Origin of the sequence: Streptomyces luomodiensis (genome assembly GCF_031679605.1) — a bacterium.
In the GTDB taxonomy this organism is placed as follows: Bacteria; Actinomycetota; Actinomycetes; order Streptomycetales; family Streptomycetaceae; genus Streptomyces; species Streptomyces luomodiensis.
This window is the reverse complement of sequence record NZ_CP117522.1, coordinates 4,912,350-4,926,710: the sequence shown is the minus strand read 5'-3', so window position 1 is coordinate 4,926,710 and position 14,361 is coordinate 4,912,350. Positions and strand designations below refer to the sequence as shown.

11 protein-coding genes and 1 tRNA gene are annotated in these 14,361 nt (G+C 71.5%); 8 read left to right on the top strand and 4 right to left on the bottom strand.

The annotated features are described in order from the left end of the window. Positions 1-2: 2 nt before the first annotated feature. Positions 3-695: a hypothetical protein gene (locus PS467_RS20655; RefSeq protein WP_311036520.1), complete on the bottom strand. Its 693-nt coding sequence runs from the start codon at positions 693-695 to the stop codon at positions 3-5. 194 nt (positions 696-889) lie between these two features. Between PS467_RS20655 and PS467_RS20650 the strand changes: the two genes are divergently transcribed. Next, positions 890-963: transfer RNA gene (locus PS467_RS20650), tRNA-Met, on the top strand. Between the two features lie 107 nt (positions 964-1,070). Here the strand turns inward: PS467_RS20650 and PS467_RS20645 are convergent. Continuing rightward, positions 1,071-1,697, bottom strand: coding sequence for a hypothetical protein (locus tag PS467_RS20645; protein WP_311036519.1), 627 nt, complete (start codon positions 1,695-1,697; stop codon positions 1,071-1,073). A gap of 229 nt (positions 1,698-1,926) precedes the next feature. On the opposite strand from PS467_RS20645, the gene PS467_RS20640 reads away from it, so the two are divergent. Then, positions 1,927-2,793 (top strand): amidohydrolase family protein, encoded by an 867-nt coding sequence (locus PS467_RS20640; protein ID WP_311036518.1) that lies wholly within the window; start codon positions 1,927-1,929, stop codon positions 2,791-2,793. A gap of 133 nt (positions 2,794-2,926) precedes the next feature. Here the strand turns inward: PS467_RS20640 and PS467_RS20635 are convergent, their stop codons facing one another. Then, entirely contained in the window at positions 2,927-3,805 is an 879-nt protein-coding gene (locus PS467_RS20635; RefSeq protein ID WP_311036517.1) for an LLM class F420-dependent oxidoreductase, read from the bottom strand. 189 nt (positions 3,806-3,994) lie between these two features. On the opposite strand from PS467_RS20635, the gene PS467_RS20630 reads away from it, so the two are divergent. The 6 genes from PS467_RS20630 to PS467_RS20605 all read left to right on the top strand — a co-directional run bounded on the left by PS467_RS20630 (position 3,995) and on the right by PS467_RS20605 (position 13,087). Continuing rightward, positions 3,995-4,732 (top strand): response regulator transcription factor, encoded by a 738-nt coding sequence (locus tag PS467_RS20630; RefSeq protein ID WP_311036516.1) that lies wholly within the window; start codon positions 3,995-3,997, stop codon positions 4,730-4,732. Between the two features lie 194 nt (positions 4,733-4,926). Beyond that, entirely contained in the window at positions 4,927-6,861 is a 1,935-nt protein-coding gene (locus PS467_RS20625; protein ID WP_311036515.1) for a sensor histidine kinase, read from the top strand. Between the two features lie 26 nt (positions 6,862-6,887). Continuing rightward, a complete protein-coding gene (locus PS467_RS20620; protein ID WP_311036514.1) occupies positions 6,888-8,189 on the top strand; it encodes a bifunctional glycosyltransferase family 2/GtrA family protein in 1,302 nt (433 codons plus the stop codon). After that, positions 8,186-10,507: an ArnT family glycosyltransferase gene (locus tag PS467_RS20615; protein WP_311036513.1), complete on the top strand. Its 2,322-nt coding sequence runs from the start codon at positions 8,186-8,188 to the stop codon at positions 10,505-10,507. Before PS467_RS20620 ends, PS467_RS20615 begins: the two co-directional genes overlap by 4 nt. Positions 10,508-10,683: 176 nt before the next feature. After that, positions 10,684-12,210 (top strand): MFS transporter, encoded by a 1,527-nt coding sequence (locus PS467_RS20610; protein WP_311036512.1) that lies wholly within the window; start codon positions 10,684-10,686, stop codon positions 12,208-12,210. A gap of 94 nt (positions 12,211-12,304) precedes the next feature. Beyond that, the gene (locus PS467_RS20605; RefSeq protein WP_311036511.1) at positions 12,305-13,087 is read left to right on the top strand and encodes a TetR/AcrR family transcriptional regulator; all 783 of its coding nucleotides are present in this window, start codon (positions 12,305-12,307) and stop codon (positions 13,085-13,087) included. Between the two features lie 299 nt (positions 13,088-13,386). On the opposite strand, the gene PS467_RS20600 is transcribed toward PS467_RS20605, so the two are convergent. Next, on the bottom strand, positions 13,387-14,238 hold the full coding sequence (locus PS467_RS20600; protein WP_311036510.1) for a YceI family protein: 852 nt from the start codon (positions 14,236-14,238) through the stop codon (positions 13,387-13,389). Positions 14,239-14,361 lie beyond the last annotated feature (123 nt).

Genomic DNA, 14,361 nt, shown 5'->3' with positions numbered 1-14,361 from the left:
GGTCAGCTCTGCGTGGCCTTCCAGTACACCGGCTCCTTGTCGAAGTCGCCGTTGTAGAGCGCCACGGACGGGGTCTGGCCCTTCGGCAGCAGGACGATCTTGCACAGGGTGGTGCTCGCACCCACCGCGAAGTCGTCCGGGTCCTCGTCCTCGCACTGCGGCACCGCGTCGCCCGAGGTGATGAGGACCTTCCCCGGGTTGCCCTGGCTGTCGCGCAGGGCCATGGGGGTGCTGAGGAAGGGGTAGTGGAGCGCCTGGTCGCCGATGTTCTTGAAGGACATCGTGACGTAGTACGGCTGCATCGCCTTCGCGTCGGCGTCCATGTTCAGATCGGCCAGATCGGCCGGTGAGCCCTTCTGGACGCTCTTCGTCGCGATCTCCAGGGTGGCCGCCTTGTTGGAGCGCTTGTAGGTGAGGGCGGTGGTCTCGCCGAGCGCGAGCGTCTTGCCGGTGTCGCTGTCGACCGCCTTGTCCGTCTTGTCTGCCTTGTCCGCACCTTTGCTCGCCGAGGCCGACGGCTTCTGGGTCGCGGCGGGCGACTCGCTGCCGCCCGCGTCCTGGGCGGCGTCGTCGTTGCACGCCGTGGCCAGGAGGGCGACGGCGGTCGCGCAGGCGAGTGCCGCGGCGGCGCGCGTACGCCGGGCACGGGCGGTGCGGGCGGTGCCGGTCGTCGTGTGGGTCGTGTGGTCGCGCATGGTCGGTCCCCGTTGAGTGGTTGTCGTTTGTGCTGGTGAGTGGTGCTGCCGTTCATCATGAGCAGGACAGACGGTGGCAGCGGCGAGAAAGATCCGTTCGCAGCGGGGACGGGACCGAGCCGTTGCAAAGTAACCGGTGTGGAGACGGTGGATTTCCCTTAGCGGGGAGAATGACGTACGGTTACACCTACCGACGCGGGGTGGAGCAGCTCGGTAGCTCGCTGGGCTCATAACCCAGAGGTCGCAGGTTCAAATCCTGTCCCCGCTACTTGGATATCGAGGGCCCGGCACTTCTTGAGTGCCGGGCCCTCGGTCGTTCCGTCGTTACGCCGTTTCGTCGTTGCGCCGTTCCGTGGCTACGCCGTCCGTGCCTCGTCAGCGCGTGACCTTCCAGCTCACCGGCCGCTTGGTGGCATCGCCCGTGCTGTATGTCACACGCGACGGCCGCGCGCCGTTCGGCACCAGGAACACCTTGCACAGGGAGACCTTCGCCCCCGCCGCGAAGTCGTCCGGGTCCTTCCCCGGGCACGCCGCCACCTCGGTGTCGGCGGCGATCAGCGGCTGGTCGTCCACGCCGCTGGTGTCCTCCAGACCAGTGGGGGTGTTGAGGAAGGGGTAGTGGAGGGAGTTCTCGCCGATGTTCTCGAAGGCCATGGTGACGTAGTACGGCTGGGTCGTCCGCACGTCGGACGGTTCCGCACCCGCCGTCCTCAGTTCGGCATGGTCTCCCTTGCGCACGCTCACCGCCGTGACCCGCAGGGCGCCGCGCATATGGTCCGAGCCGCTCTTGTAGGTGATCGACGTGGGTTCGCCGAGCGGCAGCGTCCTGCCGCCGTCGCTGTCGGCCGCCACATCGGCGCGGGTCGCGTCGGACTGCTGTCGGCCGGACGCGGCGGCGGTGTCGTCCTCGCAGCCGGCGGTGGCGAGGCCGAGGAGGGTGACACCGAGAGCGCAGAGCAGAGCGGTCCCGGACCGGGCGGTGCGTGGCGGGTGGTTGGGCATGGGCGTCCCCCGTGGTGGTGGTCGGTGACGACGTCGGAAGGGCGGCGGTCGCCTCAGATGGGTACGTCGGTCACGGAGTGTCGGTTCACCTTGTCGGTTCCGGTAGCGATGATCTTGCTGCCGTAGATCATCATGGCCGTGACAAAATCGCTGGTCGCGGCCGTGATCAAGCCGCAGCGCGCCTGAGACGAGGCTGTAGCAATACGCCCGGGGCAACTACCGTGACCGCATGAGCGATCCCGCCGTGGTGTCGGTGCAGCGGTTCTGGCAGGAGCTCGGGCTGCCCGGACTCATCGATGTGCACACCCACTTCATGCCCCAGCGCGTCCTGGACAAGGTCTGGGCCTACTTCGACGCCGTCGAGCCCCGCTGGCCCATCACCTACCGCGAGGAGGAGGCCGAACGGCTCGCGCTGCTGCGGGCGTTCGGGGTGCGGGCCTTCACCTCGATGCTGTATCCCCACAAGCCGGACATGGCGCGGTGGCTGAACGACTGGTCCGCCGACTTTGCCGCCCGTACGCCCGACTGTCTGCACACCGCGACCTTCTTCCCCGAGCCCGGTGTGGAGGGGTATGTGCGGGCGGCGATCGACGCCGGGGCGCGGGTGTTCAAGGCGCATGTGCAGGTGGGGGCGTACGACCCGGGCGACGCGCTGCTCGAGCCGGTGTGGGGCACGCTCGCCGAGAGCGGAACGCCTGTGGTCATCCACTGTGGCTCGGGGCCCGAGCCGGGCAAGTACACCGGCCCGGAGCCGGTGGCGCGGGTGCTGGCCCGCCATCCTCGACTGCGCCTGATCATCGCGCACATGGGGCTGCCGGAGTACGCGGACTTCCTGGGACTGGCGGAGCGGTACGAAGGCGTGCACCTGGACACCACGATGGTCTTCACCGACTTCACCGAGAGCCAGTGGCCGTTTCCGCGGGCGGAACGGGGCAGGCTGGCCGCCCTGGGGGACCGGGTGCTGTTCGGGAGCGACTTCCCCAACATCCCGTACGGGTACCGGCACGCGCTGGACGCCCTGACGCGGATCGGCCAGGACGAGGAGTGGCTGCGCGCGGTGTGCTACGGGAACGCGGCGCGGCTGTTCGGGATATGAGGGCTGTTTGCGGTGTGAGGGCTGTTCGGGGTGTGAGGGTTCTTTGAGGTGTGAGGCTCGTCCGGCGCCATTCCGGCGCCGGACGAGGGGGCGGGGCTCGGGGCTTGTCCGGCGGTCAGCTGCCGTCCAGCGGTCAGCTCTTGTCCAGCGGCAGCGCCTCGGCCAGGGTGCGCCACTGCGCGCGCGGCAGATCGGTCATCGGCGATTCGGTCACCACCTGGAGCGCGACATGGTCCGCGCCCGCGGTCAGGAACTCCTCGACGCGCCCGCGGACCACCTCCGCGTCGCCGAGGGCGAACATGGCCGAGATGAGACGGTCGCTGCCGCCGTCCAGGAAGTCCTGGTCCTCGAAGCCCAGCCGCTGGAAGTTCTTGGTGTAGTTGGGCAGCGCCAGGTAGTGGCTGAGATAGCGGCGGGCGGTGGCGCGGGCGCGGTCCGGGTCCGTGTCGAGGACGACCTTCAGCTCCGGCGCGAGCACGGCATCCTTGCCCAGGATGTCGCGGGCCTTGCCGGTGTGCTCCGGGGTGACGAGGTACGGATGCGCGCCGGCCGCCCGGTCCCGGGACAGCTCCAGCATCTTGGGGCCCAGGGCGGCCAGGACCCGCTGGGAGGCGGGGACCGGGCCCGGGGCGGAGTCCAGCGCGGTCAGGTACTCCTTCATCGCCGTGTACGGACGCCGGTAGCGCTCGCCGGCGATGGCGCTGTGGCTCACGCCGAGGCCGAGGAGGAAGCGGCCGTCGTGGGCCGCGTTGAGCGCGGTGTGCCGCTCGGCGACGTAGGCCGCCTCGTGGTCCCAGATGCTGAGGATGCCGGTGGCGATGGTGATCCGAGAGGTGGCCTCCAGGAGGAGGCCGGCCTGATCCGGGCTGGGGTTGCCGCCGAGCCAGATGGCGCCGTACCCCAGCTCGTCCAGTTCGGCTGCTGCCTCGCTGACCTGCTCTGATGGAACCGAGTTCGCCTTCAGGGCCGCGGTCCAGACGCCGACCTTGCCAAGTGCGGGACGAGAAGTCATACAGGGGGAAGCCGGAGAGTCCTTCTGCTTATTCCGTCCTCTTATTCCGTCCTCGCGTTGCGGCCTGTCGTTCGCGCCTTCTGCCTGTGTTCCGCGTCGCGGCCGGGGCCCGGCGTCCGCACAGGATTCTCAGGTAATTCACAGGCAGCCGAAAGAGACCTCTCAGATCGCGCCCGGAGGGTGGAGTCCATGATGTCGACCTCGCCTCATGGGCGTACCGAGCTGCTGCGTCCCGACGGGAGTCCCGTCCGGGTGCTGGTTGTGGACGATGAGTCGGCGCTCGCCGACCTGCTGTCGATGGCACTGCGCTACGAGGGCTGGGAGGTGCGCACCGCGGGCGACGGCGCCGAGGCGATCCGGATCACCCGGGAGATGCGCCCGGACGCGGTGGTCCTGGACGTCATGCTGCCCGATATGGACGGGCTCACGGTGCTGGGGCGGGTGCGTTGCGAACTGCCCGACGTCCCGGTGCTGTTCCTGACCGCGCGGGACGCGGTGGAGGACCGGATCGCGGGGCTGACGGCGGGCGGCGACGACTACGTCACCAAGCCGTTCAGCCTGGAAGAGGTCGTCGCCCGGCTGCGCGGCCTGCTGCGCAGGTCGGGGGCGGCGGCCGCGCGCAGTGAGTCGGTGCTGGCGGTCGGCGACCTGGTCCTGGACGAGGACAGCCATGAGGTGTCGCGCGGCGGCCAGGAGATCCACCTCACCGCGACCGAGTTCGAGCTGCTGCGCTACCTCATGCGCAATCCGCGCCGGGTGCTCAGCAAGGCGCAGATCCTCGACCGGGTCTGGAGCTATGACTTCGGCGGCCAGGCGAACGTCGTCGAGCTCTACATCTCGTATCTGCGGCGCAAGATCGACGCGGGGCGCAGTCCGATGATCCACACCCGGCGTGGCGCCGGGTATCTGATCAAGCCCGGGGAGTAGGCACCGTGGTGCACCCCCCGACCCGGCCGTCCCGGGCCTCCGCGACGCCCCCGCACGACGGTACGTCCGGGGCCGGCCGTAGCTCAGAGGCCGCCCCGGCAGCTGAGGCTGCCCGTGCGTCTGAGGCTGTCGGGATGCCTGAGGCCCGTCGTACGTCTGAGGCTGTCGCCCGTCGTACGTCTGAGGCTGTCGGGATGCCTGAGGCCCGCCGTACGCCCGAGGTCGTCGGGACGCCCGAGGCAGCCGGAGCATCCGAGGCCGCCGGAGCGTCGCAGGCGTCCGGTGCGGCTCGAGGGACCGGTCCCGCCGCCGCTCCGGCGGCGCCTCGGGGGCGTGCGCACGCCCGGCGCGCTCAGCGGGCCGGGCGCCGTCCCTGGTCGCTGCGCACTCGCCTCGTCGTCTCGGCCGTCGCGCTGATCGCGGTGGTCTGCGCGGTGATCGCCACCGTCACGACCATCGCCCTGCAGTCGTACCTACAGGGCCAGGTGGACGAGGATCTGCGGGGGGCCGTCGGGCGGTTTCAGAGCAGGCCGGGTCCGGAGCGCCAGCTGCCCCATGACGACGTGCTCTTCGTCGCCTCGCCCGGTCAGCCCATCGGCACGGTCGGGGCGCGTTTCGACCAGGACGGTGATATCTCCACGTCCGGCAAGAGCAATGACTCGCCCATGACGGACGACACCGACGTGGCGGGCCGGGTGGACTCCCTGAGCAGCGGTCAGCTGAAGGCGCTCGGCACCGTCCCGCAGGACGGCCGGGTGCACACCGTCGATCTGCCCGGTCTCGGCGGCTACCGGGCCGTGGCCCAGTGGGACCACGCGGAAGGCGGCATCATCCTCGCCTTCCCGCTCGCCCAGACCCAGGACACGGTCAACACCCTCATCCTCGTCGAGGTCTGTGTGACCGCGGCCGGGCTGGTCGCGGCCGGGATCGCCGGGGCCGCGATGGTCGGCATCTCGCTGCGCCCGCTGCGGCGGGTGGCCGCGACCGCCACCCGGGTCTCCGAACTCCCCCTGCACAGCGGTGAGGTGGCGCTGCGCGAGCGCGTCCCGTCCTCGGAGGCCGATCCGCGTACCGAGGTCGGCCAGGTGGGCGCGGCGCTCAACCGCATGCTCGGCCATGTGGAGTCGGCGCTCGCGGCCCGTCAGGAGAGCGAGACACGGGTACGGCAGTTCGTCGCCGATGCCAGCCATGAGCTCCGTACGCCACTGGCCTCGATCCGCGGCTACGCCGAGCTGACCCGGCGCGGCCGGGAGGAGATCGGGCCCGAGACCCGGCATGCGCTCGGCCGGGTCGAGTCCGAGGCCGGGCGGATGACCGGGCTGGTCGAGGATCTGCTGCTGCTGGCCCGGCTCGACGCGGGCCGGCCCCTGGAGTCGGCGGAGGTCGATCTGTCCCCGCTGGTCGTCGACGCCGTCAGCGACGCGCGGGCGGTCGGTTCCGACCACAACTGGCGGCTGGAGCTGCCCGATGAACCCGCGGTCGTGCACGGCGACGACGCCCGGCTGCGCCAGGTGCTGGTCAACCTTCTCGCCAACGCCCGTACGCACACTCCGCCCGGCACCACGGTCACGGCGCGGGTGCTGTGCGGGTCGCGGGCGGCACCGTACGCCTCGCCGTATCCGGCGCCGTACGGACTGTCCTACGGGGCTGGTGGGGCCGGTGGGGCCGGTGAGGCTGGCAACCCCGACAACCCCGACAACCCCGACAACACCGACAACCCCGGAAGGCCCGGCAATCCCGGCAGCCCCGACGGGCACCGTAAGAAGGGCGGTTCGCCCTACGCCGCGCCGTACGGATCGCCGTACGCGGCCGCCCGTGCCGCCGGTGTCTTCGGTCCGCCGCAGCCGCCCTCGTACGTCTCGCTGGAGATCGAGGACGACGGGCCGGGCATCCCGCCCGAGCTGCTGCCGCACGTCTTCGAACGGTTCGCGCGCGGCGACGCCTCGCGCTCCCGCGCCGCGGGCAGCACGGGGCTCGGCCTGGCCATCGTGCACGCGGTCGTGGCGGCACACGACGGGCAGGTGACGGTGAACAGCGTTCCCGGGCGCACCGTCTTCGGCGTACATCTGCCTGTTCACCGGGGTGTAACGCACTCACAGGCAGGTCACAGGCTGACCACACAGCCGTGACAGCGCCGCTCGCGACCGTCGACGTCATGCGAACCCACACCCCTCTCGAGGCGCCGCCCGAGATCCCCCTGCAGACCTTGCCCGCCCGTGGGCCGGTGTCGGTCGTACCCGGCCGCCCGGTGCTGGACGTCGTCATCCCCGTCTACAACGAGGAAGCGGACCTCGAACAGTGCGTACGGCGGCTGCACGACCACCTGACCCGCACCTTTCCGTACGGCTTCCGGATCACCATCGCCGACAACGCCAGCACCGACCGCACCCCCGAGCTGGCGGCCCGCCTGGACGACACCATCGAGGAGGTGGCGGCGGTCCGGCTGGAGCAGAAGGGGCGCGGGCGGGCGCTGCGCACGGTGTGGTCGCTGTCCGAGGCGCCCGTGCTCGCCTATATGGACGTCGATCTGTCCACGGACCTCAAGGCGCTGCTGCCGCTGGTCGCCCCGCTGATCTCCGGGCACTCCGACCTGGCGATCGGATCACGGCTGGCGCGCAGCTCACGCGTGGTGCGCGGGCCCAAGCGCGAGTTCATCTCGCGGGCGTACAACCTGATCCTGCGCGGCAGCCTGGCCGCCCGCTTCTCCGACGCCCAGTGCGGTTTCAAGGCGATCCGTAAGGACGTCGCCGAACGGCTGCTGCCCATGGTCGAGGACACCGGGTGGTTCTTCGACACCGAGATGCTGGTGCTGGCCGAGCGGGCCGGGCTGCGCATCCACGAGGTGCCGGTGGACTGGGTCGACGACCCGAACAGCACGGTCCACATCGTGAAGACGGCCACCGAGGACCTCAAGGGGGTGTGGCGGGTGGGGCGCGCACTGGCCACCGGCGCGCTGCCGCTGGACCGGGTGCGCCGTCCGTTCGGCGACGATCCGCGCGACCGCGAGCTGAGCGGGGTGCCGAAGGGCCTGGCCCGCCAGCTGGTCGGGTTCTGCGTGGTCGGCGCGCTGAGCACGCTGATCTATCTGCTGCTGTACTCCCTCTTCCGGCTGGGCACCGGCCCGCAGGTGGCCAACGCGCTGGCGCTGCTGCTGTCGGCGCTCGGCAACACCGCGGCCAACCGGAGGCTCACCTTCGGCGTACGCGGCCGGGAGCGTGCGATGCGCCACCAGGCACAGGGGCTGGTCGTCTTCGGCATCGGCCTCGTGCTGACCAGCGGCTCCCTGGCCGCCCTGGACGCCGCCCCCGGCACCGCCTCGCACGGCACCGAACTGGCCGTGCTGATCGCGGCGAACCTCGCCGCGACCATCCTGCGCTTCCTGCTCTTCCGGGCCTGGGTCTTCCCGTCGGACAGCGGGGCCACCATCGACGACGACCCGAGGAACGACAACCGATGACGACCTACGACTACGGCACCCGGGACGCCGGACCCCCGTCCCCGACGCCCCCCGCGGGTCCGGACGCGGGCCAGGCGGCGCGGCCGCAGGCCCCCGGCGGCTCGCGTCTGGCGCGGGCCTGGCGGGGACGGCCGGAGGACCCGCGCTGGGCGCGGCCCGCCCTGTGGGCCCTGCTGGCCGTGACCACCGTGCTCTACCTGTGGAGCCTGGGCGCCTCCGGCTACGCCAACCAGTTCTACTCGGCGGCCGTGCAGGCGGGCAGCCAGAGCTGGAAGGCGTTCTTCTTCGGCTCCTCCGACGCCGCGAACGCCATCACCGTCGACAAGCCCCCGGCCGCGCTGTGGCCGATGGCCCTGTCGGTGCGGATCTTCGGCCTCTCCTCCTGGGCGATCCTCGTCCCCGAGGCGCTGATGGGCGTCGCGACCGTCGGAGTGCTGTACGCGGCCGTCCGCCGCAGGTTCAGCGCGGCCGCCGGGCTTATCGCGGGCGCGGCGCTCGCGGTCACCCCGGTCGCGGCGCTGATGTTCCGCTTCAACAACCCCGACGCGCTGCTGTGCCTGCTGATGGTCTCGGCCATCTACTGCGTGCTGCGCGCGCTGGAGGACGCCCGCACCAAGTGGCTGGTGATCGCGGGGGTCTGCTTCGGCTTCGGCTTCCTCACCAAGACGCTCCAGGCGTGGCTGATCCTGCCGCCGCTCGCCGTGGTGTACGCGGTGTGCGCCCCGGCGAAGCTCGGCCGGCGGATCGGGCAGCTGCTGCTCGCGGGGCTCGCGATGGTGGTCTCCGGCGGCTGGTGGGTCGCGATCGTCGAGCTGTGGCCGGAGTCCTCGCGCCCGTACATCGGCGGTTCGCAGCACAACAGCTTCCTGGAGCTGACCTTCGGCTACAACGGTCTGGGCCGGATCAACGGCAATGAGACCGGCAGCGTCGGGGGCGGCGGCCGCGGCGGCGGCCCCGGTGGCGGCGGTGGCGGCATGTGGGGCGAGACCGGGATCGGCCGGCTCTTCAACTCCGACATGGGCGGTCAGATCGCCTGGCTGCTGCCCGCGGCGTTCATCCTGCTGGCGGCCGGGATCTGGCTGACCTGGCGGGCCAAGCGCACCGACACCCGGCGCGCGGCCTTCCTGGTGTGGGGCGGGGCGCTGCTGATGACGTTCGCCACCTTCAGCTTCATGTCCGGGATCTTCCACCAGTACTACAACATCGCCCTGGCGCCCTACATCGCGGCGGTCGTGGGCATGGGCTCGGCGCTGCTGTGGGAGCGGCGGAGCGAGGGCGGCCGGGCGGGGGCGGCGGCCTCCGCGGTGCTGGCCGTCACGGTCGCGGCCACCGCCGCCATGTCGTACGTGCTGCTGGAGCGGTCGCCGGACTGGTACCCCTGGCTGCGCTGGGCGGTGCTGATCGCCGGGCTGGTGGCGGCGGTCGGGCTGCTGCTGACGGTGCGCCTCGGCCGTAAGGCGGCGCTGGTCGCGGCGGGCCTCGGGCTCGCGGCGGGGCTGGCCGGACCGGTCGCGTACACCCTCAACACGGTCGACACCCCGAAGAGCGGCTCGATCATTACCGCCGGTCCGGCGGTGTCGGGTGGCATGGGCGGTCCCGGTGGCGGTCCCGGCGGCGGCCGGATGGGTGGTCCGCCGGGGATGCAGGACGGTCGCCAGGGGGCGGGCCAGCAGGGTCAGGGCACGGGCACGGGTGCGGGCCAGGGCACGGGCACGGGCCAGCAGGGTGGCCAGGGCCAGGGCAATCAGCAGGGCATGCCGGGTGGTCAGAACGGTTTCCCGGGCGGCCAGAACGGCTTCCCCGGCGGTGGTTTCCCGGGCGGCGGCCAGTCCCAGCAGAACGGCCAGGGCAATGGCCAGGGGCAGGGGCAGAACGGCCGGCAGGGCATGATGCCCGGCGGCGGCACGGGCGAAGGCGGCGGTCCCGGCGGCGGCATGGGCGGACTGCTCAACGGCCAGCGGGTCGACGCCGAGGTCAAGGCGAAGCTGGAAAAGAACGCCGACGACTACACCTGGATGGCCGCGGCGATCGGGTCCCAGAACGCCGCGAGCTATCAGCTCGCCACCGAGAAGCCGGTGATGGCCATCGGCGGCTTCAACGGCAGCGACCCGTCCCCGACCCTCGCCCAGTTCAAGGAGTATGTGAAGCAGGGCAAGATCCACTACTTCATCTCCTCGGGCACCGGTATGGGCGGCGGACCGGGTGGCGGTCAGGGGACCTCGTCCCAGATCACCTCCTGGATCGAGGCCACCTACAAGAAGGTCACCGTGGGCAGCACCACGCTCTATGACCTGACACAGAAGAAGTCAGCTGAATGACCGGATGACCGGATGAGCGGCCTGCCGGCCTGCCCTGTGCCGGCCGGTCGACAGGCCGCCGGCGGTCCGGCCGACGCGCGCGGGGCGAAATTCCCCGCACGTCCTCCGGCAATCCTTGTACGGTGTATGACAAACGTGTTGCCATACACCGTACAAGCGTGCCCCTGGAGACTCTCATGACGGCACCGATCGCCGATACCGCCCCCGATGCCCCGCCCGGCCGACCGTCCGGTGGCCATCCCCGACGGTGGCTGATCCTCGCCGTCATCTGCCTGGCGCAGCTCACCGTGTTGCTGGACAACACGATCCTCAATGTGGCGATCCCCTCCCTGGCCAGGGAGATGGACGCCCGCACCGCCGACATCCAGTGGATGATCAACGCCTATTCGCTGGTCCAGTCCGGACTGCTGCTCACCGCGGGCAGCGCCGCCGACCGCTACGGGCGGAAGAAGATGCTGATCGCCGGGCTCGCCCTGTTCGGCATCGGATCGCTCGCCGCGTCGCTGGCGCAGAGCCCCGGTCAGCTGATCGCCGCCCGCGCGGGCATGGGGATCGGCGGAGCGCTGCTGATGACCACGACGCTGGCCGTCGTGGTGCAGGTCTTCGACGAGGAAGAACGGACCAAGGCCATCGGGCTGTGGGGCGCGGTCAGCTCCCTCGGGATCGCCGCGGGGCCGCTGATCGGCGGATCGCTGCTGGAGCACTTCTGGTGGGGGTCGATCTTCCTGATCAACCTGCCCGTCGCACTGCTCGGGCTGGTCGCCGTGGTCTGGATGGTGCCGGAGTCGAAGGTTCCGACCGGCGACCGCCCCGATCTGCTGGGCGCGCTGCTCTCCACGATCGGCATGACTTCGATCGTTTTCGCGATCATCTCCGGCCCTGAGCACGGCTGGACCTCCCACCGGGTGCTGGTCTCGGCCGTCATCGGCATCACCGTGCTGACCGCCTTCGCGCTCTGGGAGCGGCGTATCCCCCATCCGATGCTGGACATGCACTTCTTCCGCAACCGCCGGTTCGTGGGCGCGGTGGCGGGCGGCATTCTCGTCGCCTTCGGCATGGGCGGCTCGTTCTTCCTGCTCACCCAGCATCTGCAATTCGTGCTCGGCTATGACGCGTTGGACGCGGGGCTGCGCACCGCGCCGCTCGCGGTGGTGATCGTCGCGCTCAATCTCACCGGTATAGGAGCGCGGCTGCTGCCCAAGCTGGGCACCGCGCTGACGGTCGTCGGCGGGATGGGGCTGCTCGCGGCCGGTCTGGCCGCCATCGCGACGCTCGGCGCGGACGGCTACGGCGGGATGCTCTTCGGGCTGGTGGTGATGGGGGCCGGCATCGCGCTGGCCATGCCCGCGATGGCGAACGCCATCATGTCGGCCATCCCGCGGGAGAAGGCGGGGGTGGGCGCCGGGGTCAACGGCACGCTCACCGAATTCGGCAACGGGCTCGGCGTCGCCGTCCTGGGCGCGGTGCTGAACTCCCGCTTCGCCTCGCTGCTGCCCGCGGTCGCCGCCGGAGCGGGTTCGCTTCCGGCCGCCGTCGCCGCGGCTCGCACCCCAGAAGACCGGGAGGCCGTCGCGGACGCCTTCGCCTCCGGGGTCGAGACCAGCCAGCTGGTCGGCGCGGCGGCCGTGCTGGCGGGCGGGGTGCTGGCCGCGCTCCTGCTCAGCAGGGCCGAACGATCTTCACAGGAATCCCCGGCGGCATAGCATCTTAAGGTAGTGAGGCGCCGTAGGCCGGGTCCGGGCGTGCGGCGCCGGCGCACTGGAGAAGGCGCCAGCGCACGGGAGAAAGAGAGGCGCCATGGCTACCGGCAGCCGCGTCACCCGCCAGCGGTCCAGCGTCTGGCTCTCAGAGCGCAAGACCCCCAGGCGCAAGGGCGATCAGCAGCCGGTCGGACTCGACCGTGTGAAGATCGTCGCGGCGACGATGCGGCTGCTGGACGCCGAGGGGCTGTCCGGCTTCTCGATGCGGCGGCTCGCGGCGGAGCTCGGCGTGACCGCCATGTCGGTCTACTGGTACGTGGAGACCAAGGACCATCTGCTCGAACTCGCCCTCGACGCCGCCATGGGCGAGATAGCCCTGCCCATCGAGGCCGTCCGTCCCGCCGAGGGCTGTGCGGACCCCCTGGCCGAGCCGCGGGACTGGCGCGAGCAGCTGCGCCAACTCGCCTCCGAGTACCGCCAGGTGCTGGTCCGCCACCCATGGCTGTCGGCGCTGCTGGGGGAGTACCTCAACATCGGGCCCAACTCGATGACGTTCTCCAACGCCGCACAGGCCGTGATGCGCAACAGCGGACTGCCGGATGACAAGATCACCAGCGCGCTGGCCCTCGTCTACCAGTTCGTCTACGGATTCGGCACCAACGAGGCCCGCTTCGCCGCCCGCTGCCGGGCGGCGGGGCTCAGCCAGGACGAGCTCTTCCACGACGTGATGAACTTGGTCGAGGACCGCCCGGAGTTCGACGAGCCCCGGCAGATCATGGAAGCCCGTGGCGGCGACACGGTCGAGGAAATGCGCGACCGGGAGTTCACCTTCGCCCTGGACCTGGCGATCGCCGGTATCGAGGCCCTACGGACCCCGTAACGCGGACGCCGCTTCGGGCGGGTGGTCCCGTGGCCGGGTGGTCCTGTGGCCCGGGTGGTCCTGCGGGCGGGTGGTCCCGCTGCCCGGCGGTCCTGTGGCCCGGGTGATCCCGCGGTCCGGGTGGTCCTGCGGTCCGGGTGATCCCGCGGCCCGGGTGGTCCCGCGGCCCGGGTGGCGCGGGCGAGGCCTGCGGGGCCGGTGGTAGGGGCCCGCGGGCGTCGGGCCCGGGGCGTACGCGCCCGCGGCTCCGCGGGGGCCGGTGGTGCGCGCCGGCGGGTCGGCGCGCCGGCCCGGGGGCGTCAGGCCGTGGGGAGCCCCTCGCCCTGCACCGCCTGTATGTCGAGCTCGACCCGCAGGGTGGTGCCGATCGCCGCGATGCCCGCCGCGACCACCTGGTTGTAGTTCATCGCGAAGTCCTCGCGGCGCAGCTCCGCGGTGGCCCGGAAGGCCGCCCGCACTCCGCCCCACGGGTCCGGGCCGGTGCCCAGATACGTCAGGTCCAGGTCCACGTCGCGGACGACGCCGTGCATCGCCAACTCGCCGTGGACCGTCCAGCGGTCCGGCCCGGCGGCGCTCAGATGCGAGCTCCGGTACGTCAGCTGCGGGAACTCCTCCACATTGAGGAAGTCGGGCGACTTCAGATGGCCGTCCCGCATGGTGTTGCCGGTGTCGATGCTGGCTGCCTGGATGACCGCCTCGACGCGCGACTTCTCGACGTCCTCGGCGACCTCGATCCGCCCGCTGAACTCCGTGAACCGCCCGTGCACGCTGGAGATCCCCAGATGCTGGGCGACCGCGGCCACCGTCGAATGCGCCGGGTCGAGCGTCCACACGCCGGGCGGGGGAAGCTCCACCCCGCCCTGCCGCGCCAGCACCACCGTGCCCAGGTCGACCCGCCCCGAGGCGGTGACGATCGCCGTGGACGCGACGGGGGCGTAGCCGACCGCGGTGGCGATGACCGTGTACGGCCCGGCCGGCAGCGGCTCGTCGGTCCGCACGGTGCCTTCTCCGTCGGCCTGCGCGCGCAGCACCTGCGCGCCCGTCATATCGGTGACGGTCAGCACCGCGTGCTGGACCGCCCAGCCGTCACGGGTGCGGATCCGGGCCCGCAGCCCCGCTCCCCCGCTTGCTCCTGCTCCTGTGGTCGTCATGCCGCGTTTCGCTCCCGCTCCCGTGTTGCTCGTCATGCTGTGCGCCGGATCCGGGCGGCGGTGTCAGGCCGTCCCCTGCCTTCACTACACCGCCGCCGGGATCCGGGTTCCGGGCCCGGCGGA

What these genes read in the sequence shown, in the direction of transcription:
- PS467_RS20655 (WP_311036520.1), bottom strand. Translation starts at nt 695, where the DNA reads ATGCGCGACCACACGACCCACACGACGACCGGCACCGCCCGCACCGCC.
- PS467_RS20640 (WP_311036518.1), top strand. Translation starts at nt 1,927, where the DNA reads ATGAGCGATCCCGCCGTGGTGTCGGTGCAGCGGTTCTGGCAGGAGCTC.
- PS467_RS20620 (WP_311036514.1), top strand. Translation starts at nt 6,888, where the DNA reads ATGCGAACCCACACCCCTCTCGAGGCGCCGCCCGAGATCCCCCTGCAG.
- PS467_RS20600 (WP_311036510.1), bottom strand. Translation starts at nt 14,238, where the DNA reads ATGACGACCACAGGAGCAGGAGCAAGCGGGGGAGCGGGGCTGCGGGCC.
- PS467_RS20630 (WP_311036516.1), top strand. Translation starts at nt 3,995, where the DNA reads ATGATGTCGACCTCGCCTCATGGGCGTACCGAGCTGCTGCGTCCCGAC.
- PS467_RS20645 (WP_311036519.1), bottom strand. Translation starts at nt 1,697, where the DNA reads ATGCCCAACCACCCGCCACGCACCGCCCGGTCCGGGACCGCTCTGCTC.
- PS467_RS20610 (WP_311036512.1), top strand. Translation starts at nt 10,684, where the DNA reads ATGACGGCACCGATCGCCGATACCGCCCCCGATGCCCCGCCCGGCCGA.
- PS467_RS20615 (WP_311036513.1), top strand. Translation starts at nt 8,186, where the DNA reads ATGACGACCTACGACTACGGCACCCGGGACGCCGGACCCCCGTCCCCG.
- PS467_RS20625 (WP_311036515.1), top strand. Translation starts at nt 4,927, where the DNA reads ATGCCTGAGGCCCGCCGTACGCCCGAGGTCGTCGGGACGCCCGAGGCA.
- PS467_RS20635 (WP_311036517.1), bottom strand. Translation starts at nt 3,805, where the DNA reads ATGACTTCTCGTCCCGCACTTGGCAAGGTCGGCGTCTGGACCGCGGCC.
- PS467_RS20605 (WP_311036511.1), top strand. Translation starts at nt 12,305, where the DNA reads ATGGCTACCGGCAGCCGCGTCACCCGCCAGCGGTCCAGCGTCTGGCTC.